Origin of the sequence: Massilia sp. IC2-476, from assembly GCF_020707295.1 — a bacterium.
In the GTDB taxonomy this organism is placed as follows: Bacteria; Pseudomonadota; Gammaproteobacteria; order Burkholderiales; family Burkholderiaceae_D; genus Telluria.
This window is the reverse complement of the sequence record NZ_JAJFER010000004.1, coordinates 110,237-132,434: the sequence shown is the minus strand read 5'-3', so window position 1 is coordinate 132,434 and position 22,198 is coordinate 110,237. Positions and strand designations below refer to the sequence as shown.

At 64.0% G+C, this 22,198-nt stretch carries 16 protein-coding genes and 2 tRNA genes; 11 read left to right on the top strand and 7 right to left on the bottom strand.

The window, feature by feature from the left end:
- Positions 1-39: 39 nt before the first annotated feature.
- The 4 genes from LK539_RS12540 to LK539_RS12525 all read left to right on the top strand — a co-directional run bounded on the left by LK539_RS12540 (position 40) and on the right by LK539_RS12525 (position 5,127).
- Positions 40-2,178 carry a M3 family metallopeptidase gene (locus LK539_RS12540; RefSeq protein ID WP_227801258.1) on the top strand — a complete coding sequence of 713 codons (2,139 nt, stop codon included), beginning with the start codon at positions 40-42 and terminating at the stop codon, positions 2,176-2,178.
- A 103-nt stretch (positions 2,179-2,281) separates the two neighbouring features.
- Entirely contained in the window at positions 2,282-2,494 is a 213-nt protein-coding gene (locus tag LK539_RS12535; RefSeq protein ID WP_227801257.1) for a VF530 family DNA-binding protein, read from the top strand.
- 11 nt (positions 2,495-2,505) lie between these two features.
- Positions 2,506-2,790, top strand: coding sequence for a DUF4404 family protein (locus LK539_RS12530; RefSeq protein WP_227801256.1), 285 nt, complete (start codon positions 2,506-2,508; stop codon positions 2,788-2,790).
- A 165-nt stretch (positions 2,791-2,955) separates the two neighbouring features.
- A complete protein-coding gene (locus LK539_RS12525) occupies positions 2,956-5,127 on the top strand; it encodes a YgiQ family radical SAM protein (RefSeq protein ID WP_373889543.1) in 2,172 nt (723 codons plus the stop codon).
- Positions 5,128-5,242: 115 nt separating this feature from the next.
- Here the strand turns inward: LK539_RS12525 and LK539_RS12520 are convergent, their stop codons facing one another.
- A complete protein-coding gene (locus LK539_RS12520) occupies positions 5,243-6,406 on the bottom strand; it encodes an AI-2E family transporter (RefSeq protein WP_227801254.1) in 1,164 nt (387 codons plus the stop codon).
- Positions 6,403-6,888: a cyclic nucleotide-binding domain-containing protein gene (locus tag LK539_RS12515; RefSeq protein ID WP_227801253.1), complete on the bottom strand. Its 486-nt coding sequence runs from the start codon at positions 6,886-6,888 to the stop codon at positions 6,403-6,405. Before LK539_RS12515 ends, LK539_RS12520 begins: the two co-directional genes overlap by 4 nt.
- A gap of 253 nt (positions 6,889-7,141) precedes the next feature.
- Between LK539_RS12515 and LK539_RS12510 the strand changes: the two genes are divergently transcribed.
- Entirely contained in the window at positions 7,142-8,296 is a 1,155-nt protein-coding gene (locus LK539_RS12510; RefSeq protein WP_227801252.1) for a diguanylate cyclase, read from the top strand.
- A gap of 272 nt (positions 8,297-8,568) precedes the next feature.
- Here the strand turns inward: LK539_RS12510 and LK539_RS12505 are convergent.
- Both LK539_RS12505 and LK539_RS12500 read right to left on the bottom strand, forming a co-directional pair.
- Positions 8,569-8,645, bottom strand: a tRNA-Asp gene (locus tag LK539_RS12505).
- A gap of 42 nt (positions 8,646-8,687) precedes the next feature.
- Positions 8,688-8,763: transfer RNA gene (locus tag LK539_RS12500), tRNA-Val, on the bottom strand.
- Positions 8,764-9,174: 411 nt separating this feature from the next.
- Between LK539_RS12500 and LK539_RS12495 the strand changes: the two genes are divergently transcribed.
- The 4 genes from LK539_RS12495 to LK539_RS12480 all read left to right on the top strand — a co-directional run bounded on the left by LK539_RS12495 (position 9,175) and on the right by LK539_RS12480 (position 15,754).
- Positions 9,175-11,376: a TonB-dependent receptor gene (locus LK539_RS12495; RefSeq protein WP_227801251.1), complete on the top strand. Its 2,202-nt coding sequence runs from the start codon at positions 9,175-9,177 to the stop codon at positions 11,374-11,376.
- A 359-nt stretch (positions 11,377-11,735) separates the two neighbouring features.
- Positions 11,736-13,517, top strand: coding sequence for a S8 family peptidase (locus LK539_RS12490; RefSeq protein WP_227801250.1), 1,782 nt, complete (start codon positions 11,736-11,738; stop codon positions 13,515-13,517).
- 111 nt (positions 13,518-13,628) lie between these two features.
- The gene (gene dinB / locus LK539_RS12485; RefSeq protein ID WP_227801249.1) at positions 13,629-14,768 is read left to right on the top strand and encodes a DNA polymerase IV; all 1,140 of its coding nucleotides are present in this window, start codon (positions 13,629-13,631) and stop codon (positions 14,766-14,768) included.
- Between the two features lie 89 nt (positions 14,769-14,857).
- Entirely contained in the window at positions 14,858-15,754 is an 897-nt protein-coding gene (locus LK539_RS12480; protein ID WP_227801248.1) for a recombination-associated protein RdgC, read from the top strand.
- 105 nt (positions 15,755-15,859) lie between these two features.
- Here the strand turns inward: LK539_RS12480 and LK539_RS12475 are convergent, their stop codons facing one another.
- The gene (locus tag LK539_RS12475; RefSeq protein ID WP_227801247.1) at positions 15,860-17,473 is read right to left on the bottom strand and encodes a catalase; all 1,614 of its coding nucleotides are present in this window, start codon (positions 17,471-17,473) and stop codon (positions 15,860-15,862) included.
- Positions 17,474-17,555: 82 nt separating this feature from the next.
- Positions 17,556-18,041 (bottom strand): asparaginase domain-containing protein, encoded by a 486-nt coding sequence (locus LK539_RS12470; RefSeq protein ID WP_227801246.1) that lies wholly within the window; start codon positions 18,039-18,041, stop codon positions 17,556-17,558.
- A gap of 132 nt (positions 18,042-18,173) precedes the next feature.
- Here LK539_RS12470 and LK539_RS12465 point away from each other — a divergent pair, with 132 nt between their 5' ends.
- Complete coding sequence (locus LK539_RS12465; protein ID WP_227801245.1) at positions 18,174-18,938, top strand: L-asparaginase; 765 nt, start codon at positions 18,174-18,176, stop codon at positions 18,936-18,938.
- On the opposite strand, the gene LK539_RS12460 is transcribed toward LK539_RS12465, so the two are convergent.
- Entirely contained in the window at positions 18,935-19,927 is a 993-nt protein-coding gene (locus LK539_RS12460; RefSeq protein WP_227801244.1) for a D-2-hydroxyacid dehydrogenase family protein, read from the bottom strand. The two genes, LK539_RS12465 and LK539_RS12460, sit on opposite strands and share 4 nt — an antisense overlap.
- 341 nt (positions 19,928-20,268) lie before the next feature.
- Between LK539_RS12460 and LK539_RS12455 the strand changes: the two genes are divergently transcribed.
- A complete protein-coding gene (locus LK539_RS12455; RefSeq protein ID WP_227801243.1) occupies positions 20,269-22,131 on the top strand; it encodes a phosphoenolpyruvate carboxykinase (GTP) in 1,863 nt (620 codons plus the stop codon).
- The last annotated feature ends 67 nt before the right edge of the window (positions 22,132-22,198 follow it).

Here is a 22,198-nt window from a genome sequence, read left to right as displayed (position 1 = left end):
GGCTCCCGTATAACTTTCCATAACCAAAACGAGGGCAATATGCACCGTCCACACATCTTCCTGGTTGCCGCCGCCAGCGCCGTCTCGAGCCTGGCCGCAGTTGCTGCACCCACTGCTCCGGCCTCCATGCTCGAAGCCTCTAACCCCTTCGCCAAGCCGAGCACCCTGCCATTCCAGTACCCGGCCTGGGACAAGATCAGGAACGAACACTTCGCGCCGGCCTTTGCCGAAGCGATGCGCCAGGAAGCGGCGGAGATCGAGAAGATCGCCGCTAACCGCGCCGCCCCGACGTTCGAGAACACCATCGTGGCGATGGAGCGTTCGGGCCAGCTGATGAACCGTGTCGGCGCCGCTTTCGGCACCCTGAGCGGCTCCTACACCAACGACACCCTGATCGCCCTCGCCAAGGAAAACGCACCGAAGCTGTCGGCCCACAACGATGCGATCCGCCTGAACCCGAAGCTGTACGCGCGCATCAAGTCGCTGTACGACCGCCGCACCAAGCTGGGCCTGGATGCGGAATCGCAGTACCTGATCGAGCGCTACCACACCGATTTCGTGCGCGCCGGCGCCAAGCTGTCGGATGCCGACAAGCAGAAGCTGAAGGAAATGAACGGCCAGCTGGCCGCGCTGTCGACCCAGTTCGCGCAGAACGTCCTGAAGGAAGCCAACGCCTCGGCCCTGGTGGTCGACAGCCGCGCCGAACTGGCCGGCATGTCGGACAAGCAGATCGACGCCGCCGCCGCGGAAGGCAAGAAGCGCGGCATGGACGGCAAGTTCGTGATCCCGGTGGTGAACACGACCCAGCAGGCCGGCCTGTCGGTCCTGACCAATCGCGCCACCCGCGAAAAGCTGCTGGCCGCCTCGCTCGCGCGCGGTTCGCGCGGCGGTGAATTCGATAACCGCGACGTGGTGCTGAAGATCGCCAAGCTGCGCGCAGAACGCGCCGCGCTGCTGGGCTACCCGAACCACGCCGCCTACAACCTGGAAGACCAGACCGCCAAGACCACGGGCGCCGTCAACCAGCTGCTGGCGGAATTCGCCAGGCCGGCCGTGAACAACGCGAAGAAGGAAGCCGCGGAGATCCAGAAGGTGATCGACGCCGAAGGCGGCGGCTTCAAGGCCGGCCCGCAGGACTGGGGCTATTACAGCGACAAGGTGCGCGCCGCCAAGTACGCATTCGATGCCAACCAGCTCAAGCCTTACTTCGAACTGAACCGCGTGCTGCAGGACGGCGTGTTCTTCGCGGCGAACAAGGAATTCGGCATCAGCTTCAAGGAGCGCAAGGACCTGCCGGTCTACGACCCGGATGTGCGCGTGTTCGACGTGTTCGACCACGACGGCAAGCAGCTCGCGATCTTCACCTTCGACCCGTATGCGCGTTCGACCAAGCGCGGCGGCGCCTGGGCCAATGCCTGGGTCCCGCAATCCAAGCTGCTGGGTACCAAGCCGGTCATCGCCAACAACCTGAACATCGCCAAGCCGGCCGCCGGCGAACCGACGCTGCTGACCTACGACGAAGTGCGCACCACCTTCCACGAGTTCGGCCACGCGCTGCACGGCATGTTCTCGGACGTGAAATACCCGCGCTTCTCGGGCTCGCGCGTGCCGCGCGACTACGTCGAGTTCCCGTCGCAGGTGAACGAGATGTGGATGGCCTGGCCGGAAGTGCTGGCCAACTACGCCAAGCATTACCAGACCGGCGCCCCGATGCCGAAGGAACTGCTGGACAAGGTGCAGGCTTCGCAGCAGTTCAACGAAGGCTTCCGCACCACCGAGTACCTGGCCGCTTCGCTGCTGGACCAGGCCTGGCACCAGCTGTCGCCGAACCAGATCCCGACCGACGTACTGGCCTTCGAGGCTGATGCCTTGAAGAAGGCCGGCGTCGACTTCAACCTGGTGCCGCCGCGCTACCGCACCACCTACTTCTCGCACACCTTCTCGGGCGGCTACTCGGCCGGCTACTACGGCTACCTGTGGGCCGAGAAGCTGGACGCCGACACCGTGAACTGGTTCAAGGAAAACGGTGGCCTGACCCGCAAGAACGGCGACCACTTCCGCAAGACCCTGCTGTCGCGCGGCGGTACGCTGGATGCGATGCAGATGTACCGCAACTTCAGCGGCCGCGATGCGCAGGTGCGTCCGCTGCTGGAACGCCGCGGCCTGACCGGCGAGTGATCACGCGAAGCCGGCCGTGCCATGCGGCCGGCCGGCTTCACGTAAAATCGGGGAACGATGCCTTTGGCATGGTTCCCTTTTTTTATACATGGCACAGTAAGCGATGAGTGTTCAGTCTCTCCACGGTATTACCTTAGAATCCCTGTTAACCCGTCTCGTCGATCACTACGGCTGGGATGGACTCGGCCGCCGGATCGACATCAATTGCTTCCAGAAAGACCCCAGCATCAAGTCGAGCCTGAAGTTTTTGCGCCGTACCCCATGGGCGCGCGAGCAGGTCGAGAAGCTGTATCTCGAGACCCGCTTTACCAACTAGCGAGAACGACTATGCAGAACGAGAATGATACAAACCTGAAAGCGCACCTGAAAGCCCTGCACCGCCAGTTGCAGGAAACCAGGGACGTCGACCCGGAACTGGAAACCCTGTTGCGCCAGCTCGACGGCGACATCGACCGCGCCCTGGCGCTTCGCGAAGAAAACCAGCGCGACGAGAACACCTACGGCCTGTCTTCACGCACCCAGGAGCTGGCGGCCCGCTTCAACGTGAACCACCCGACCGTCTCGGCCGGCCTGCGACAGCTCGGCAACATGCTCTCCAACATGGGGATTTAGGCTGCTGCTCATCAGCAAGTCATTGATAACTAAGCCATTTTTGGGGAGGGAGGGAGACCCGAAAATGGTTTTCCGGTACAATACCGGCCAATGAACTCCCCCCAGAACCTTTTCGCGAGCGTCCCGAAGCGCTCCAGCCGCGCTGCCGCCGCGCCTTTCCTCCCGATGACCCGCGCCGAAATGGACAAGCTCGGGTGGGATTCGTGCGACATCATCCTGGTCACCGGCGACGCCTATATCGACCACCCGAGCTTCGGGATGGCCCTGGTCGGCCGCCTGCTGGAAGCGCAGGGTTATCGCGTCGGCATCATCAGCCAGCCGGACTGGACCTCGGTCGAGCCCTTCCGCGCGCTCGGCAAGCCGAATTTGTACTGGGGAATTACCGCCGGCAACATGGACTCGATGGTCAACCGCTATACGGCTGACCGCAAGATCCGTTCCGATGACGCCTACACCCCCAACGCCGAGCCGAACAAGCGCCCGGACCGTGCCGTCACGGTCTACTGCCAGCGCGCCCGCGAAGCCTTCCCGGGCGTGCCGGTGATCGCCGGCAGCATCGAGGCTTCGCTGCGCCGCATCGCCCACTACGACTACTGGTCGGACAAGGTGCGCCGCTCGGTGCTGTTCGAGTCGAAGGCCGACCTGGTCATCTTCGGCAACGCTGAACGGGCCCTGGTGGACGTCACCCGCCGCATCGCCGCCGGCGAAAACATCAAGACCATCCGCGACCTGCGCGGCACCGCCTTCCTGGTGCCGCACGGCTGGCTGCCGGATGCGGAGTGGAGCGTGCACAACTCGACCCGCGTCGACGTGCCGGGCCGCGTCGATCCGCATCCGAACCCGTACGCGATGGCGCAGGAAGACACCACCGCCTGCGCCACCGAAAACGCCAAGCCCGAACCCGAGGTCAAGCCGATCGTCATCATGACGCGCGAAGAGCGCCAGGCCGCGGCGCGTGAAAAAGCACGCAAGACCGTGGTGCGCCTGCCGAGTTTTGAAACCGTGAGCGAAGACCCGGTGATGTACGCGCACGCCTCGCGCGTGTTCCACCTCGAGTCGAACCCGGGCAACGCGCGCGCGCTGGTGCAGCAGCACGGCGACCGCGACGTCTGGCTGAACGCCCCGCCGCTGCCGCTGGCCATGGACGAGATGGACAACGTCTACGACCTGCCGTACGCGCGCGCGCCGCACCCGAGCTACGGCAAGGCCCACATCCCGGCCTGGGAAATGATCCGTTATTCGGTCAACATCATGCGCGGCTGCTTCGGCGGCTGCACCTTCTGCTCGATCACCGAGCACGAAGGCCGCATCATCCAGAGCCGCTCGGAGCCGTCGATCCTGCGCGAGATCGAACTGATCCGCGACACGACCAAGAATTTTGCAGGCACGATCACCGACCTGGGTGGTCCGACCGCGAACATGTACCGCCTGGCCTGCAAGGACAAGAAGATCGAGGAATCCTGCCGCCGCCTGTCCTGCGTCTACCCGACCATCTGCAGCAACCTGGGCACTGACCACAGCAAGCTGATTTCGCTGTACCGCAAGGCGCGCGCGATCCCGGGCATCAAGAAGATCCTGATCGGTTCCGGCCTGCGCTACGACCTGGCCGTGCGCTCGCCCGAGTACGTGAAGGAACTGGTGACCCACCACGTGGGCGGCCTCCTGAAGATCGCGCCGGAGCACACCGAGCAGGGCACGCTGTCGAAGATGATGAAGCCGGGTATCGGCGCCTACGACGAGTTCAAGCGCCTGTTCGACAAGTACTCGATCGAGGCCGGCAAGAAGCAGTACCTGATCCCCTACTTCATCGCGGCCCACCCGGGTTCGACCGACGAGGACATGCTGAACCTGGCGCTGTGGCTGAAGAAGAACAACTTCAAGCTCGACCAGGTGCAGACCTTCACGCCGACCCCGATGGCGATGGCGACCACCATGTACCACTCGGGCAAGAACCCGCTGGCGAAGGTGACCGGGGATTCGGAAGTCGTCGAAACCGCCAAGAGCGGCAAGACGCGCAAGCTGCACAAGGCCTTCCTGCGCTATTACGATCCGGAGAACTGGCCGGTCATCCGCGAGGGCCTGCGCCGCATGGGCCGGGGTGACCTGATCGGCAATGGCGAGCGCCACTTGGTACCGGCATCCGACGAGGGCGCGTCGATGGTGAGGGAAGACCGGCGCGTGCCGGGCGGTGTACCGAAGGGCCGTACGATCGAAGTGGCGCCCAAGCGTGCCGCGCGCGGCAATGACCGGGCTCCCGCCAAGACACCGTTCGTGGCGCCGCCTTCCAAGGTGAAACCGTCGATCCTGTCGACCATCAAGACCAAGTCGAAGCGGTAGGGTGGGCGGGTCTCCCGCCCACGCGGTGATCGCGATCGAATGAAATTTCGCGACAGTACCGGTGATCGTTGAACGCGTGGGCGGCAAAGCCGCCCACCCTACGAAACCCGAGCCGCTATAAGCCCGCGTTGGGCGTCGGCGCCCCGCGCCGCTCGCGTGCGATGTCGAGGTCCACACTGGCCTGGCGCGTGCGCAACGCCCGCGCATAGCGGTGGCGCGCCCGCAGGCGCGGGTTAGTGACAAGCCGGCCCAGGGTCTCGCCCACCACCATCACCACGCCCAGCAGCGGCAGCACCAGCATCAGTCCCACCACCCCGGCCAGCGCGCCGCCCACGAAGATCATCAGGACCGTCACCAGCGGATGCACGCGGATGCTGCGGCCCAGCGTCAGCGGCATGAACACGAAGTCGTCGAGCAGGCGCACCAGCACGAACACGCCGATCGCACCATAGGCGATGAAGGGATTGTTGGGCGCGTCGGTGGAGGCCACGATCACCACCAGCACACAGCCGACCACCGAGCCCACGAAAGGCACCCAGGCCAGCACCGCCGACATCAGCCCGAGCAGCAGCGGCGAGGACACGCCGATCGTCCACAGGCCCAGCGCCAGTACCGCGGTATCGAGCACGGTGAGTTTCAGCAGGCCTTCGAAGTAGCGGCGCGCGGTCTGGTCCACTTCGTGCAGCAGGTAGAGCGCCCGTTCGAAGTAGGCGTTGGGCACGGCGCGCGCCAGGAACTTCTTGAAGCGCAGGCCGTCGCGCAGGAAGAAGAAGGTGAGGAAGGGCGCCAGCAGCAGCGAGGGCACCCAGGTTGCCAGCGCCACCAGGATCTCGCCCAGGTGCTTCTCGGCGAAGTTGTCGGTGAGATTGCGGAACACCGTGTTCACGGTCGAGGTCAGGTGCATCTCGGCCAGCAGCGGGAACTTCTTTTCCAGCAGGGCCGTCGTGTTGTGCACGAAGGCGATCCCGCCGTCGAGGTACAGGCCGATCGTCTGTTCCCACGATTCTTCCTCCGGCCCGCGGCTCCAGGAGAAGGCCGCGGTCAGGGCCAGCGTGAGGAAGGCGAAGAACAGCAGGCAGACCAGCATCGCGGCGCTGTTCCTGCCATAGCCAGCGCGCACCAGGCGCTGCATCGGCCCGACCAGGATGTAGTGCAGCACGCCGCCGAAGATGAAGGGCAGGGCCAGCCACAGCATCTGCTGCACGACCAGCAGCAGCAGGCAGGTAGCGGCGATGATGCCGGTCCAGACGACCGGCCCGGCGCGCTCGCTGCGGTTCATAGGGCTTCCAGCTGGGGACGGCCGGTGCCCATCCATTCGCGCAGGCGCAGGCCGATGTGGCGCGCCAGCGCCAGCGAAATCTTGTAGCCGATCACGGCATCGGTTTCCAGCAGGCCGAGGAAGTCGGCGCGGAAGAACACCGCCATCTCGCAGGGCTCGACGGCGCGCGCCTGGGCGTTGCGCGGCGAGTTGTCGAGCAGGGCCAGGTCGCCGAAGAAGCTGCCGGGTTCGAGCTCGGCCACGACCTGGTTGCTGCCCTGGTGCAGCTTGTTGATCACCACCCGGCCGCTCATGATCAGGTACAGCGCCTGGCCTTCCTCGCCCTCGTCGAACACGATCTCATCGGTCAGGTAGCGGCGCTCGTGCAGCAGGCCGTCGACGATTTTCAGTTCCAAGGGTGTCAGCGCCGAAAACAGCGAGGTGTTCTTCAGCCGGTGCAGGCGCGGCGACATCTTGGGCGGCTTGAGGAAACCGAAAATCACGATTGCTCCAGAATGGTGCGTTGGTATGTTGTCGGATGATTATCCGCTATCAGGTGCTGCTGTGCATCAAAAACTGTGTCAGAGAAGTGTCTCGACGAGAAGTGTTGCGCTTTGCGCAATGTTGCCGACTTGTCTGTTCAATTGTGCGGACTTGCTTCTACAAAACCGTGTACTATAATTCTCTACGGCAATATATATTAATAATATAACATGGTTGTGCTTCTTTTATGTGGCTGCATCCAAGGGACAGGTAGTGATCGATATCCATTCTTTTCTGCTGGCGCTTGGCATCGGCAATATTGCGTTTGCCGTGCTGATGGCGGGTTATACGCACGGCGCCGCGCCCAGCCCGGGGCTGCGCCTGTGGATGTGGGCGCGCTTCGGCATCGGCATGTGCCAGCTGCTGGGCTGGTGCCGTCCCTTCCTCGATGTGCCGGTGCTGAACGGCATCGAGGGCGCGGGCTGGGTGCTCGCCGTCTCGCTGGAGGTCGCGGCCTACTGCATTTTCTTCGGCTTCGAGCGCTGGCGCCGCGTGCTGCTGCCGATGGCGGCGCTGGCGCTGGCCATCGTGCTGGCTGCCGGCAGCGCCGGCGCGCCGGTGCCTTACCTGACGGCGCTGGTGGCGGCCATGGTCGCCCTGTTCGCGGCGGCGATGGCCTGGATCCTGCTGCGCCCGCGCCGTCGCGCCTCGCTGCTGCAGCGGATCATCGGCCTGAACGACGCCCTGTTCGCGGTCTCGGTGGCGCTGTGGGCGGCGAGCTGCCTGAGCAGCGATGTCCCGCTCGGCCAGCGCACCGCCCAGGAGACGGCCTACCTGGCCGGCTACCTGCTCATGATCGTCAACGGCTTCGGCTTCCTCTTGCTGTGCAAGGAGAAGGACGACGCCGAGATGGCGCGCCTGGCCACCACCGACAGCCTGACCGGCCTGCCGAACCGCCACGCCTTCCTCGAACGCGCCGAGCATGCGCGCCAGGCCGCGCTGCGCCAGCGCCAGCCGCTGGCGCTGGCCATGATGGACATCGACCATTTCAAGCAGATCAACGACCGCTTCGGGCATGCCACCGGCGACGAAGCGCTGGCCGTGTTCGCGCACACCCTGCGCGCGACCCTGCGTGCGCATGAGACCGTGGGACGGCTGGGCGGGGAAGAGTTTGCGATGGTGCTGCCGGGGACGGACTTGTCCGGAGCCCTGCAGGCGGCGGAGCGGCTGCGGCTGGCGGTGCGCGAAGCGACGGTGATCACCAGCGGTGCGGCGTACACGATGACGGTCAGTGTCGGGGTGGTGGTGCTGGATCCGAACGAGACGCTGGGGATGGCGTTGGCGCGGGCGGATCATGCGCTGTATGCGGCGAAGAGTGGGGGGAGGGATCGGGTGGAGGTGGGGCACCCACAACAACGCCGGGCGTAGGGTGGTCGGCTCCGCCGACCGCGCGTTCGACTTGTGTTTGAATAGACGGGCAAAGCTGCAAAGACTGAAGTGCAAATAAAAATGGTCCGCTTGTGCGGACCATTTTTATTTGAGGTGTTCAAAGCGGACGGGGCTCGCCGACGTTCCGCCGGCCGCGGATTGCCTTGCAAGGCAATCCCTTCGAGCCCGTGGCCCGTGTCTGTCCGCAGGGACAGACACTCTGACCGCTGAACGAAAAAAGGGTCCGACGAATCGGACCCTTCCTCTTATATTGGCGGAGCGGACGGGGCTCGAACCCGCGACCCCCGGCGTGACAGGCCGGTATTCTAACCAACTGAACTACCGCTCCGTTTACTCTGATCATTACTTCGATCAACCATCCGATGTGCTTTGGTGGGCGCTGAGAGGCTCGAACTCCCGACCTAATCCTTGTAAGGGATCCGCTCTACCAACTGAGCTAAGCGCCCGATACTTTCATCAGAGGTTTCTGTCTGACGCTTGTCATTGCGTCCGAAGAGGCCCGAATTATAGAGGCTGGAATTCGAGGTGTGCAAGGGTTTTTGAAAAAAATTTGAAAAGGCCTGTTTTCAAGTGCTGGCCACCCCCTGCTGCTGCACCTGTTCAAGGCGATGATGGCTGCGAAGTGGAAATCCTGTAAAGGTGTTGTAAAAAGACTCAACTGTTCCGTTTCTGCTTGCAAGTGCATGTATTCATCACTGACAATACGCGCTTTGCTAAACCGGCAAGCTTAAGACATCGCCAAGATGCACTGCCGGCAGGCGGAACATACCGCCGCGCTGACCGGCCGCCATGGCCGCAGCGGAGATAAGAGAGAACGGGGACATCGGTTCTTTTATCAATCATTAGGAAAGACTTCCATGATCAAGATGTCCAAGCTGCACCAGGCCGTGCTCGGCACCCTGGCGCTGGCAGCAGTCATGCCTGCCCAGGCGCAAACCGTCGCCAACGATGCACCGGAACTGCAGAGCGTCACCGTGACCGCGCAGCGCCGCACCGAAAACATCCGCGAAGTACCGGTGTCCGTCACCGCGCTCAAGGGCGACAAGCTGGACGTCCTGATCTCCGGCGGCGAAGACATTCGCCTGCTGGCCGGCAAGGTGCCGAGCCTGAACGTCGAATCCTCCAACGGCCGTACCTTCCCGCGCTTCTACATCCGCGGTTACGGCAATACCGATTTCAATACCTTCGCCTCGCAGCCGGTCTCGCTGGTGTACGACGAGGTGGTGCAGGAAAACCCGATCCTGAAAGGCTTCCCGATCTTCGACCTGGCCAGCGTCGAAGTGCTGCGCGGCCCGCAGGGCACCCTGTTCGGCCGCAACACCCCGGCCGGCGTGGTCAAGTTCGAATCCGAGCGTCCGAAGCTGGGCAAGACCGAAGGCTATGTCAACGCCTCGATCGCGACCCACGAGACCGCCAACCTGGAAGGCGCGGTCAACGTGCCGCTGTCGGACAAGTGGGCAATGCGCGTGTCGGCCGTCGGCCAGCACCGCGACGACTACGTCGAGAACTTCGCCGACGTGGCGATGACGCAGAAGCGCAATGAACTCGACGGCTACAACGAGCACGCCGAGCGCGTCCAGTTCCTGTACCAGCCGGACAGCAACTTCAATGCACTGCTGAACCTGCACCAGCGCAATACCAACGGCAGCGCCCGTCTGTTCCGCGCCAACCTGATCCAGAAGGGCACGAACAAGATCGTCCCGGGCTACGACCTCGACCGGATCGTCACCAACGCCGAGAACTTCCAGAGCCTGAAGACCAACGGCGCCAACCTGCGCCTGTCCTGGGACTTCGGCAATTTCCGCCTGTTCTCGATCACCGGCTACGAACACGTCAGCGACTACTACAGCCGCGGCGACATCGACGGCGGCACCCCGGCCGGCCCGGGCTTCATTCCCTTCCAGGTCCAGACCGGCGGCTACATCACCGACCTCGACCAGTACACCCAGGAATTCCGCGTCGAATCGAAGAGCGCCGGTCCGCTGAACTGGCAGGCCGGCCTGTACTTCTTTGACGAAGACGCCACCGGCGGCAGCGACAACTTCAACGATGCCGGCGCGCGCACTTCGCGCCTGGTCAGCAATCAGAAGAACGAAGCCTGGGCGGCATTCGCCTCGGTCAACTACACCATCACCCCGGACTGGACCGTCCGCGGCGGCCTGCGCTACACCAAGGACGAGAAGGAATTCCGCACCCTGGTGAACGAGAACGTGGCCCAGATCGGCCCGCGCTCGGTGGAAACCAGCCAGGACAAGGTCAACTGGGACCTGTCGGCCAGCTACAAGCTGAGCCCGAACGTCAACGTGTACGGCCGCGTCGCCACCGGCTTCCGCGCCCCGAGCATTGCCGCCGCCTCGGCCGCGGTGCCGATCACGGTCGCCGGTTCGGAAACCATCACCTCGTATGAGCTGGGCCTGAAGGCCGACCTGTTCGAGCGCCGCGCGCGCACCTCGTTCTCGGTCTACGACTACACCGTCAAGGACCAGCAGCTGACCGTGGTGGGCGGCAATTCGAACGTCAACCGCCTGATCAACGCCGACCGCACCAAGGGCAAGGGCGCCGAATTCGACTTCGAAGCGGCCCTCAGCACCGCCCTGCGCGTGAGCGCCGGCGCGAGCTACAACTACACCCAGATCCGCGATGCCAGCCTGTCGGTGAACAAGTGCGCCCAGTGCACCGTGACCGATCCGCTGAACGCCGCCGGCCGTGTCGTCATCAACGGCAACGCGCTGCCGCAGGCGCCGCGCTGGACCGTCAACGCCACCGCCCGCTACGGCATTCCGGTCGCGGATGGCGAGCTGTACTTCTTTACCGACTGGGCCTACCGCAGCAAGATCAACTTCTTCCTGTACGAGGCGACCGAGTTCACCGGCGCCCCGCTGACGGAAGGCGGCGTGCGTCTGGGCTATATCTTCGGTAACGGCAAGTACGAAGTGGCCGCCTTCGGCCGCAACGTGCTCGACCAGCGCCGCATCACCGGCGCCATCGACTTCAACAACCTGACCGGCTTCACCAACGAGCCGCGCCAGTGGGGTGTGCAGTTCAAGGGCAACTTCTGAGCTGCCGCAACACGATGACGAAGGCCGCGCTTGCGCGGCCTTTTTTTATGCCTCATGGCGCGATTTCAAGCGAGCTCTACATTAACCATCGGGAAAGCAGTTTGAGGTATGTCAACACAATTGTGGCATACGTTATTTGCCAAAATTAACGTTTCGCCGAAGAAAACATGTTTTTGACCTATTGGTTATCTTGAGTGTTGTTAATACGCTGAAATTGTCTCCAATTGTCACGCACACGCTCTTCCTTTCATATTACGCTGCTTTTCGCCGCATCCAGACGGCACCGGCAATGACCGGAAATCAACGACACAGGTGAGGAACATTTCACTTGACGGAAAACATCACACTAAGGAAGAAACATGAAGCAAACGCATTCGATTCATCCTGCAATGTTGAAGATGTGCGCTGCAATCTCGCTCGCATTCGTGGCCGTTACGGCCGGTGCGGCCGAGCAGAAATTTGTCATCGATACTGACCGTATCATCGTGAAGTACAAGGATTCGGCGCCGGCCGCCAAGGGCCTGGCCCGTGCTGCCGTCGTGACCGCCGACCGCAAGGCCAAGCTGGACCGCGCCGGCCAGGAATTCGGCATGCTGGTCAGCCAGAGCCACACCATCTCGACCGGCGCCCACGTGTTCAAGCTGAACGGCCGCAAGCACCTCGACGAGGTCAAGAAGCTGGCCGCCGAAATGATGGCGCGCGACCCGAGCATCGAGTACGCCGAGCCGGACCGCATCATGACCCACATGGCGACCGCGAACGACCCGTACTACGCCCAGCAGTGGCACTACACCGATACCACTGGCGGCCTGCGCCTGCCGGCCGCCTGGGACAAGTCGACCGGGACCGGCGTGGTCGTGGCCGTGATCGATACCGGCTACCGCCCGCACGCCGACCTGAGCGGCCAGATCCTGCAGGGCTATGACTTCATCAGCACCGCCGCCATCGGCAACGACGGCAACGGCCGCGACAGCGACGCGAGCGACCCGGGCGACTGGGTGGCCGCCAATGAATGCGGCGCAGGTTCGCCGGCATCGGGCTCGAGCTGGCACGGCACCCACGTGGCCGGCACCGTTGCCGCCCGCACCAACAACAGCCTGGGCGTGGCCGGCGTCGCCTACAACGCCAAGATCGTGCCGGTGCGCGTGCTCGGCAAGTGCGGCGGCTATACCTCGGACATCGCCGACGCCATCACCTGGTCGTCGGGCGGCACCGTGAGCGGCGCGCCGGCCAATGCCAACAAGGCCAAGGTGCTGAACCTGTCGCTGGGCGGTACCGGCGCCTGCGACGCCACCACCCAGAACGCGATCAATGGCGCCCGTTCGCGCGGTTCCGTGGTCGTGGTCGCCGCCGGCAACGACAACATGAACGTCAGCAACGCCAGCCCGGCGAACTGCTCCGGCGTCATCGCCGTTGCCGCGACCGGCAAGACCGGCGGCCGTGCCTCCTACTCGAACTACGGCACCCTGGTCGACGTCGCAGCCCCGGGCGGCGACGGCAGCTACAGCGTGATCTCGACCCTGAACTCGGGCAGCTCGACGCCGGGCTCGGACAACTACGCCGGCTACCAGGGCACCTCGATGGCCACCCCGCACGTGGCCGGCGTCGCGGCCCTGATGTTCGCGGCCAAGTCGACCCTGACCCCGGACCAGGTGGAAAGCATGCTGAAGTCCACCGCGCGCGCCTTCCCGGCGACCTGCTCGGGCTGCGGCACCGGCATCGTGGACGCCACCGCCGCGGTGAACGCCGCGATCGGCGGCACCACTACGCCGCCGACCACGACCATCAACGAAACCGAGTCGAACAACTCGCTGGCCGCCGCCAACCTGGTCTCGACCAGCGGCACCACCGTGAACGGCACCATGTCGAGCTCGACTGATACGGATTACTTCCGTGTCGATCTGCCGGCCGGCAGGACCCTGAGCGCGACGATGACGCCGAACTCGAGCTCGGACTACGACCTGTACGTCTACAACAGCTCGGGCACGCTGCTCAGCCGTAGCGAAAACGGTACCGGTTCGGTCGACAGCGTGAGCTCCGCCAACACCGGCACCACGACCGCCAGCCGTTACGTGCGCGTCGTGTACTACAGCGGCAGCACCGGTAGCGCAGGCAGCTACAACGTGAAGCTGAGCTGGTAAGGCTCAGGACGAAGCGGCGCGCCTCCCCTGCGTCGCCTTCATCCGGGAACGCGCGGCATGTCCGCGCGTTCTTTTTTGACGTCTCGCAAGAAAAAACGGATACTGTATGGAATGACAGTAGTCGGCTCCGCCGTCCATGTGAATCCTCCCCTTCGTAAAATCATCCACTGCGATTGCGACTGCTTCTATGCGTCGGTCGAGATGCGCGACGATCCTTCGCTGCGCGGGCGTCCGCTCGCGGTCGGCGGACGTCCCGACCAGCGCGGCGTGATCGCCACCTGCAACTACGAGGCGCGCCGCTACGGCATCCATTCGGCCATGGCCACCGCCCAGGCCATGAAGCTGTGCCCGCAGCTGCTGGTGATCCCGCCGGCGATGGAGAAATACCGTATCGCTTCACGCCAGATCATGGACATCTACCAGGATTACACCGAGCTGGTGGAGCCGCTCTCGCTCGACGAAGCCTATCTCGACGTTACCGATTCGCCGCACTGCAAGGGCAGCGCCACCCTGATCGCACAGGAGATCCGCCAGCGCATCTTCGACACCGTCGGCATCACCGCCTCGGCCGGCGTGGCGCCCAACAAGTTCGTGGCCAAGATCGCCAGCGACTGGAACAAGCCGGACGGCCTGTTCCTGGTGCGCCCGGAGGAGGTGGACGCCTTCGTTGCCGCGCTGCCGGTGAAGAAGCTGTATGGCGTGGGCAAGGTGACGGCCGAGAAGATGCACCGGCTCGGCCTGCAGACCTGCGGCGACATGCGCAACTGGAGCATCGAGCGGCTGACGGAACACTTCGGCAGCTTCGGCTACCGCCTGTACAAGCTGTGCCGCGGCATCGATGAACGCGAAGTGAATACCTCGCGCGAGCGCAAGTCGATCAGCACCGAAGAGACCTATACGCCGGACGTGCCGGACCTCGATGCCTGCCTGCGGCTGCTGCCCGATCTTCACGAACACCTGCTCGGCCGCATCAAGCGCAACGGCGCCGAAAAGTTCATCCACAAGCTCTTCGTGAAGATCAAGTTCTCGAACTTCCAGCAGACGACGGTCGAGTGTGTTGGCTATGCGCCACATATTCCGACCTATGCGCGCCTGATGGAGACCGGCTGGGCGCGCCACAGCCGCCCGGTGCGCCTGCTGGGCGTGGGCGTGCGCCTGGGCGATACCGAGACCGTGGAACAGCTGCGCCTGTTCGACGACACGATGCCGCCGGCGATCGTCGAGGTCGTTGGCGACTCGACAACAAGTTAACTTTTTCCCCCATCTGCCGGTCGAAATTTCCATGCGGCAGCGTAGAATGTCGTTCCCCAGAATTTTGAAAACAATCGGATAACAAGCGTATGTGGTTCAAGAATCTCCAGATTTATCGCCTGCCCGCCCCCTGGGCATTCAACCCGGAACAAATGGAAGAAGCACTGCAGTCGCAGGCCTTCACGCCCGCCAGCAGCAATGAACTGCTGCGCCAGGGCTGGGATTCGCCACGCGGCAACGGCAAGCTGGTACACGTCGTCAACAAGCAGATGCTGATGATGCTGGGCAACGAGAAGAAGTTGCTGCCGAGCTCGGTCATCAACCAGGTCGCCAAGGCCAAGGCCGCCGAGCTGGAAGAACAGCAGGGCTTCCCGCCGGGCAAGAAAGCGATGAAAGACCTGAAGGAACGCGTGGCCGACGAACTGCTGCCGCGCGCCTTCTCGATCCGCAGCAACGTCTGGGTCTGGATCGACCCGGTCAATGGCTGGCTGGTGGTCGATGCCGCCAGCCCGGCAAAGGCGGACGACGTCATCAAGATGCTGCTCAAGGCCGTGGACCGCATGCCGCTGGAATCGCTGCGCGTGCAAAAATCGCCGGTGGCCGTAATGACCGGCTGGCTGGAAGCCGATGAGGCGCCATATGGCTTCACCATCGACCAGGACACCGAACTGCGCGCCACCGGCGAAAGCCGCGCCGCCGTGCGCTACGTGAAGCACACCCTGGAACCGGACGACATCCGCCGCCACATCGCGGCCGGCAAGCAGTGCACCCGCCTGGCCATGACCTGGAACGAGCGCATCAGCTTCGTGCTGACCGAGTCGCTGGCCATCAAGAGCATCAAGCCGCTGGACGTGATCAAGGAAGGCGAAGCGGTGACCTACAGCGACGACGAGCGTTTCGACAACGACATCACGCTGATGACGGGCGAGCTGGCCAAGCTGCTGGCGGACGTCGTCGAAGCGCTGGGCGGCGAAGCCAAAGCGTAATCACCGCGTGGGCGGGAGACCCGCCCACCCTACGAGCAGACGACACCCGTAGGGTGGGCGGGTCTCCCGCCCACGCGTTCAAACAGTGCTCGCGTCACGCACTGCTTATTTCGCCCCCGCCATCTCCTCGCTGGTCGACGGCTCATCCCCCTGTTCCGGCTTGCCGCTCGAGTAAGTCGGCCCCTGCCGGTTCTGGTGCGGCGCCGGCTTGCCCGGTAGCGGATCCAGGGCCTTTGCCTTCTCCAGGTCGATGCCGGCCACTTCCGCCACGCGGCGGCCGTAGTCTTCGTCGCAGTGCCACAGGTGCCACACCATGCGCAGCTGGATCGGTTCCGGGCACTTCTTCAGGTCGCCACCCACGTTGTTCACCAGGTCGTCGCGCTCCCAGTCCTCGAAGCTACGGTAGCGCGTGCCGGCCTGGGCGTAGTCGTCCATCGTGCGGGTGGTCTGGTAGCGGCCCAGGTGGCCCTCGACCCACTGGTTGTATTCCTTTTCCGGCTTCGGCGCTTCGCTGTAGCCGCCCATCAGGCTCGGCTCGTAGTTGATGTGCTTGTCCTCGCCGCGGCCGTCCACGTAGAAGGTCATCTGGCCATCACGCTGGTTGGTGCGCGCCGTGGCGCCCTGCTGCGGCTGGTTGATCGGCAGCTGCAGGTAGTTCGGGCCTACGCGGTAGCGCTGGGTGTCGGAATAGGAGAGGGTGCGGCCCTGCAGCATCTTGTCGTCCGAGAAGTCGATGCCGTCCACCAGCACCCCGGTGCCGAAGGCGGACTGCTCGGTTTCCGCGAACACGTTGTCCGGGTTCTTGTTGAGCACGATGCGGCCCACCGGCAGCAGCGGGAACTGGTCTTCCGGCCAGCGCTTGGTGTCGTCCAGCGGGTCGAAGTCGAGTTCCGGATGCTCGCCGTCGCTCATGATCTGCACGCAGAATTCCCATTCCGGGAACTCGCCGCGTTCGATCGCCTCATACAGGTCGCGCGTGGCGTGGCTGGTGTCCTGGGCCTGGATCTCGGCTGCCTGTTGCGACGTGAGGTTGCGCACGCCCTGTTTCGGCTCGAAGTGGAATTTCACCAGATGGGCCACGCCCTGGTCGTTGACCAGTTTATAGGTGTTCACACCCGAGCCTTCCATCTCGCGGTAGGTGGCCGGGATGCCCCACGGGCTCTTGACCCAGGTGACCATGTGCAGGGCTTCCGGATGGCTGCAGATGAAGTCGTAGAAGCGCCAGGGTTCCTGCTGGTTCGTCACCGGGTCCGGCTTGAAGGCGTGGATCATGTCCGGGAACTTGATCGCGTCGCGGATGAAGAAGACTTTCAGATTGTTGCCCACCAGGTCCCAGTTGCCGTCGACGGTCTTGAACTTGATGGCGAAGCCGCGCGGGTCGCGCGCGGTCTCGGGCGACTCCTTGGCGCCGATCACGGTCGAGAAGCGCACGAAGATCGGGGTCTGTACTCCCACCTCGTTGAGCACGCGGGCGCGGGTGTATTTGCTGGCCGGTTCGCCGCCGATGGTGCCGTAGGGCTCGAAGTAGCCATGGGCGCCGGTGCCGCGCGCGTGCACCACCCGTTCTGGGATGCGCTCTCGGTCGAAGTGGGTGATCTTTTCGATGAACTGGTAATTCTCGAGCGTGGCCGGACCACGCTCGCCCACCGAGCGCAGCGACTGGTTGTCGCGGACCGGGTGGCCCTGGCGCGTGGTCAGGAAGGGACGCTGCTCGTTCATTGCTCTCTCCTCATACGGATTCGATTGAGAGGGCAGTATAGGGAGGCGGGCACACGGGCAGCGCGCGCCTGCCCGCGAGAAATTACAGCTGCTGGAACACGCCGGCGCTGCGGTTCTTGGTGACGTTATCCCACGGGAACACCTGCCCATTCATGGCGACATACACGCCGGCCGGCAGCGTCTGCGCGACGCCGCAGGCAAAGCCCAGGTTGAACAGCGCGTCCGAGTTGGCGATCTCGTAGGGGATCATGGCGCCGGTCAGCACGATGGTCTGGCCGAGCTCTGCTGCCCCCAGCACGGCCGCGGTTTCGCGCATGGTGTCGGTGCCGTGGATGATGACGATGGCCTTCTCTTTTGCTGCCTGGCAGGAAGCCAGCACGCGCTGGCGGTCCGGGTCCTGCATGTCGAGCGAGTCGAGCAGCGGCAGCACTTCGAGCTCGACGGGAATCGTCATGCGCGAGCGCGCGATCACGGCCGGCAGGTGGCTTTCCGCAAAGCCGAGTACGCCATTGAGTTCATTGTAGTGTTTGTCGAAAGTGCCGCCGGTAGCGATGATTCGCAAAGTCATGTTGGTTTGTCCACGTGCAGAAAAAAGGTGGGTAATGATAGCCGCAAACGGTAGTGTATCTGTATGTGACTGCGCTAGAATCGTTCGGATCGGATGAGTAGACTACTCCCTCTCTCTTCTTCACTTGTTCCCATGAAAGCCGTCGCACCAGGCACCGTCATCTTCCACCGCCATCGAGGCTATGGCGTGATCACCCACGTCAACCTGCTGACCGGGTGGATCTCGGCGCGCTTCGGCAACGAGCAGCGCACCCTCGACCTCAACCTGTCGAGCGACGAGGTGCAGCATGCCGATGGCGAGCCGATCCTGTTCCGCCGCACGCCACCGGACCGCATGCCGCACGCGCGCCTGATGGCCGTGGTGCGCGAGCTGCACAAGGCGGGCTACCAGAAGCTCTACCTGTACTCCTGGCCCAAACCCTCCGGCCTGCACTGGCGCTGGCACCTGTTCACCGGTCCGCGCACCTGGATGCAGCGCACCTGGCGCGAAGGCTGGTATGGCTCGGGCGCGGACTACAACAACAATCCCGTGATGGGCTGGGGCGATACGCCGGGCGCGAGCACGGACGAGCTGATCCACGCGCTGGCGAAGTTCGACCCGCAGGGCCTGGCCCAGGCGCTGGGCCGCGACGAAGACCACACGGCCTGGTTCGACCAGGTCTGCGACCTGCTGTTGCCGGGCTATATGTACAGCCTCAACATGGAGCGTCCCGCGGGCGGCGGCCTGGTCGAGGCGCCGCCGGTGCCGGTGGTGCCGGTGCGGGCAGGATTGCAGCCGTATTCCGGGCCGGCCATCGGCTGGCCGCCCGGCTGGGCGGGGCTGTGGACCGGCACCCATGTGATGCCGGTGCGTAAGCCCAGCTTCAGCGGCCTGCCCGAGCTGAAGCAGGAAAGCTAGCGCTTTCCGAGCGCTTCCGGGTTCAGGATGTTGTCCGGCGTTCCCGCCGCGAAGCGCACCACGTTCTCGAACGCCGTCTGGAAATAAATCTCGTAGCTGTCCTGCTCCACATAGCCCAGGTGCGGCGTCGCCAGCACCGTCGGGATGCGCAGCAGCGGTGAATCGGGCCGGAGCGGTTCATTGGTGAACACATCCAGCGCCGCATAACCCGGCCGTCCCGCGCGCAGGGCCTGCTCCAGCGCGCCTTCGTCCACCAGTTCGGCCCGGCTTGTATTCACGAACAGCGCATCCGGCTTCATGCGCGCAAAATCGTCCGCCTTCACGATGCCGCGCGTCTCTTCCGCCAGGCGCAGGTGCAGCGTGAGCACGTCCGCCTGCGCGAACAGCGCTTCGCGCGAGGCCGCCGCCTCGAAGCCATCGGCGATTGCAGCCTGGCGGCTGCCTTCGCTGCCCCATACCAGCACACGCATGCCGAAGGCCCGCGCATAGCCGGCCACCAGGCGCCCGATCTTGCCGTAGCCCCAGATCGCCAGCGTGCGTCCGCGCAGCGAACGGCCGAGGCCGTTGAGCACTGGATTAGACGAAGCGGTCTGCCACAAGCCATCCTTCAGGTTGTTCGCATACGGCACGATCTTGCGGCTGGCGGCCATGATCAGGGCCCAGGTCAGTTCCGAGGGCGCCACCGGCGAACCGATGCCTTCGGCGATGGCGATGCCGTGTTCGGTGGCCGCCTCGACATCGATGTGGCCGCTGACCTTGCCGGTCTGCGAAATCAGCTTCAGGTTGGGCAGGCGCGCGAGCAGGGCGGCGGGGAAGGCGGTGCGTTCGCGGATCAGCACCAGCGCGTCGAACGGCGCCAGCCGCGCAGCCAGCTGGCCCATCCCACGTGCGGAATGGGTAAACACCTTGACTTCGTGACCGTCGAGCAAACGGAAGCAGGAAAGGCCGCGTACGGCGTCCTGGTAATCGTCCAAAACAGCTATTCGCATAAGAGTTTCTACCAATAAACGTTGATCGCGTAGCGAAATAACAGGTTCCAAAAAGACGCCGAATAGCCTACTACATTACTCGGGCATTTTCTGCTACTTTTTTGTAGTAGCTGAGCACGAATCACGGTTTTCCGGGTGTACAATCGGCCAATTATTAAGGGTTTGACACGCTTCTATCGGACCCAGCAGCACCGTTCCAGGTCTCTCCTAAGAGACTGTCGACATGATCGCCGTAAACGCCGCGCCTCGCTGAGGCGACACGCCATTCTAAGGCACGGCCAGACGGACGGATCCTGCCGTGCCGGGACAGACAGTATTCTTAATTGGCATTGGAGGTATCTATGAACCAGCCCGTGATGGGCGGCGTCGCCGCACTGAACGTTCCAGCTCACGTCAAACACCAGAAGCTCATCAATTGGGTCGCGGAGATCGCCGCCCTGACGAAGCCTGACAGCATCTATTGGTGCGACGGTTCCGAAGAAGAGTACGACCGCCTGTGCGCGCAGATGGTCGAAGCCGGTACGATGAAGAAGCTGAACCCGGCAAAACGTCCGAATTCCTATCTGGCCTGGTCCGATCCGTCGGACGTCGCCCGTGTCGAAGACCGCACCTACATCTGCTCGGAAACCAAGGAGCAGGCCGGCCCCACCAACAACTGGATGGACCCGGCCGAAATGCGCCGCACCCTGAACGGCCTGTTCGACGGCTGCATGGCCGGCCGCGTCCTGTACGTGGTGCCGTTCTCGATGGGTCCGCTGGGCTCGCCGATCGCCCACATCGGCGTCGAGCTCTCCGACTCGCCCTACGTCGCCGTCAACATGCGCATCATGACGCGCATGGGCAAGGCCGTGTTCGACGTGCTCGGTACCGACGGCGACTTCGTACCCTGCGTGCACACCGTCGGCATGCCGCTGTCCTCGGGCCAGAAGGACGTGCCGTGGCCGTGCAACGCCACCAAGTACATCGTCCACTACCCGGAAACCCGCGAGATCTGGTCCTTCGGTTCGGGCTACGGCGGCAACGCGCTGCTGGGCAAGAAGTGCTTCGCGCTGCGCATCGCCTCCAACATGGGCTACCAGGAAGCGCAGCAGGGCGGCACTGGCTGGCTGGCCGAACACATGCTGATCCTGGGCGTCGAATCGCCCAAGGGTGACAAGAAATACGTGGCCGCCGCTTTCCCGTCGGCCTGCGGCAAGACCAACTTCGCGATGCTGATCCCGCCGAAGGCCTTCGACGGCTGGAAAGTGACCACCATCGGCGACGACATCGCCTGGATCAAGCCGGGCGCCGACGGCAAGCTGTACGCCATCAACCCGGAAGCCGGCTACTTCGGCGTGGCCCCGGGCACCAACGACAAGACCAACCCGAACTGCATGGCTTCGCTGCGCGAGAACGTCATCTTCACCAACGTGGCGCTGACCGACGATGGCGACGTGTGGTGGGAAGGCATGACCAAGCAGGCGCCTGATCACCTGATCGACTGGCAGGGCAAGGACTGGACCCCGGCATCGGGCACCAAGGCGGCCCACCCGAACGCGCGCTTCACCGTCGCCGCGACCCAGAACCCGGTGATCGACGCCGCCTGGGACGATCCCGCCGGCGTGCCGATCTCGGCCTTCATCTTCGGCGGCCGCCGTTCGACCACCGTGCCGCTGGTCACCGAAGCCAACAACTGGGTGGAAGGCGTGTACATGGCCGCCACCATGGGCTCGGAAACCACCGCCGCCGCCGCCGGCCAGATGGGCATCGTGCGCCGCGACCCGTTCGCGATGTTGCCCTTCATCGGCTACAACATGAGCGACTACTTCCAGCACTGGCTGAACCTGGGCAAGAAAGTGGAAGCCCAGGGCACCGCGCCGAAAATCTTCTGCGTCAACTGGTTCCGTACCGGCGAAGACGGCGGCTTCGTGTGGCCGGGCTACGGCGACAACATGCGCGTGCTGAAGTGGGTGCTGGACCGCGCCGACGGCAGCGCGCCGGCAGGCCAGCAGCACATGTTCGGCACCTCGCCGAACTACGGCGACCTGAACTGGGAAGGCGTGGACTTTACCGAGCAGCAGTTCACCCAGATCACCTCGATCGACAAGGATGCCTGGAACGAGGAACTGAAGCTGCACAGCGAACTGTTCGACAAGCTAGCCTACCGCCTGCCGCAAGAGCTGGTGGACACCAAGCAGAAGCTCGAGCAGCGCCTGGGCGCGTAAGGAAGACGATGGCGGCGCAGGCCGCCTCACAAAAGGAGGGACAGGTCATCGGCTTGTCCCTTTTTTG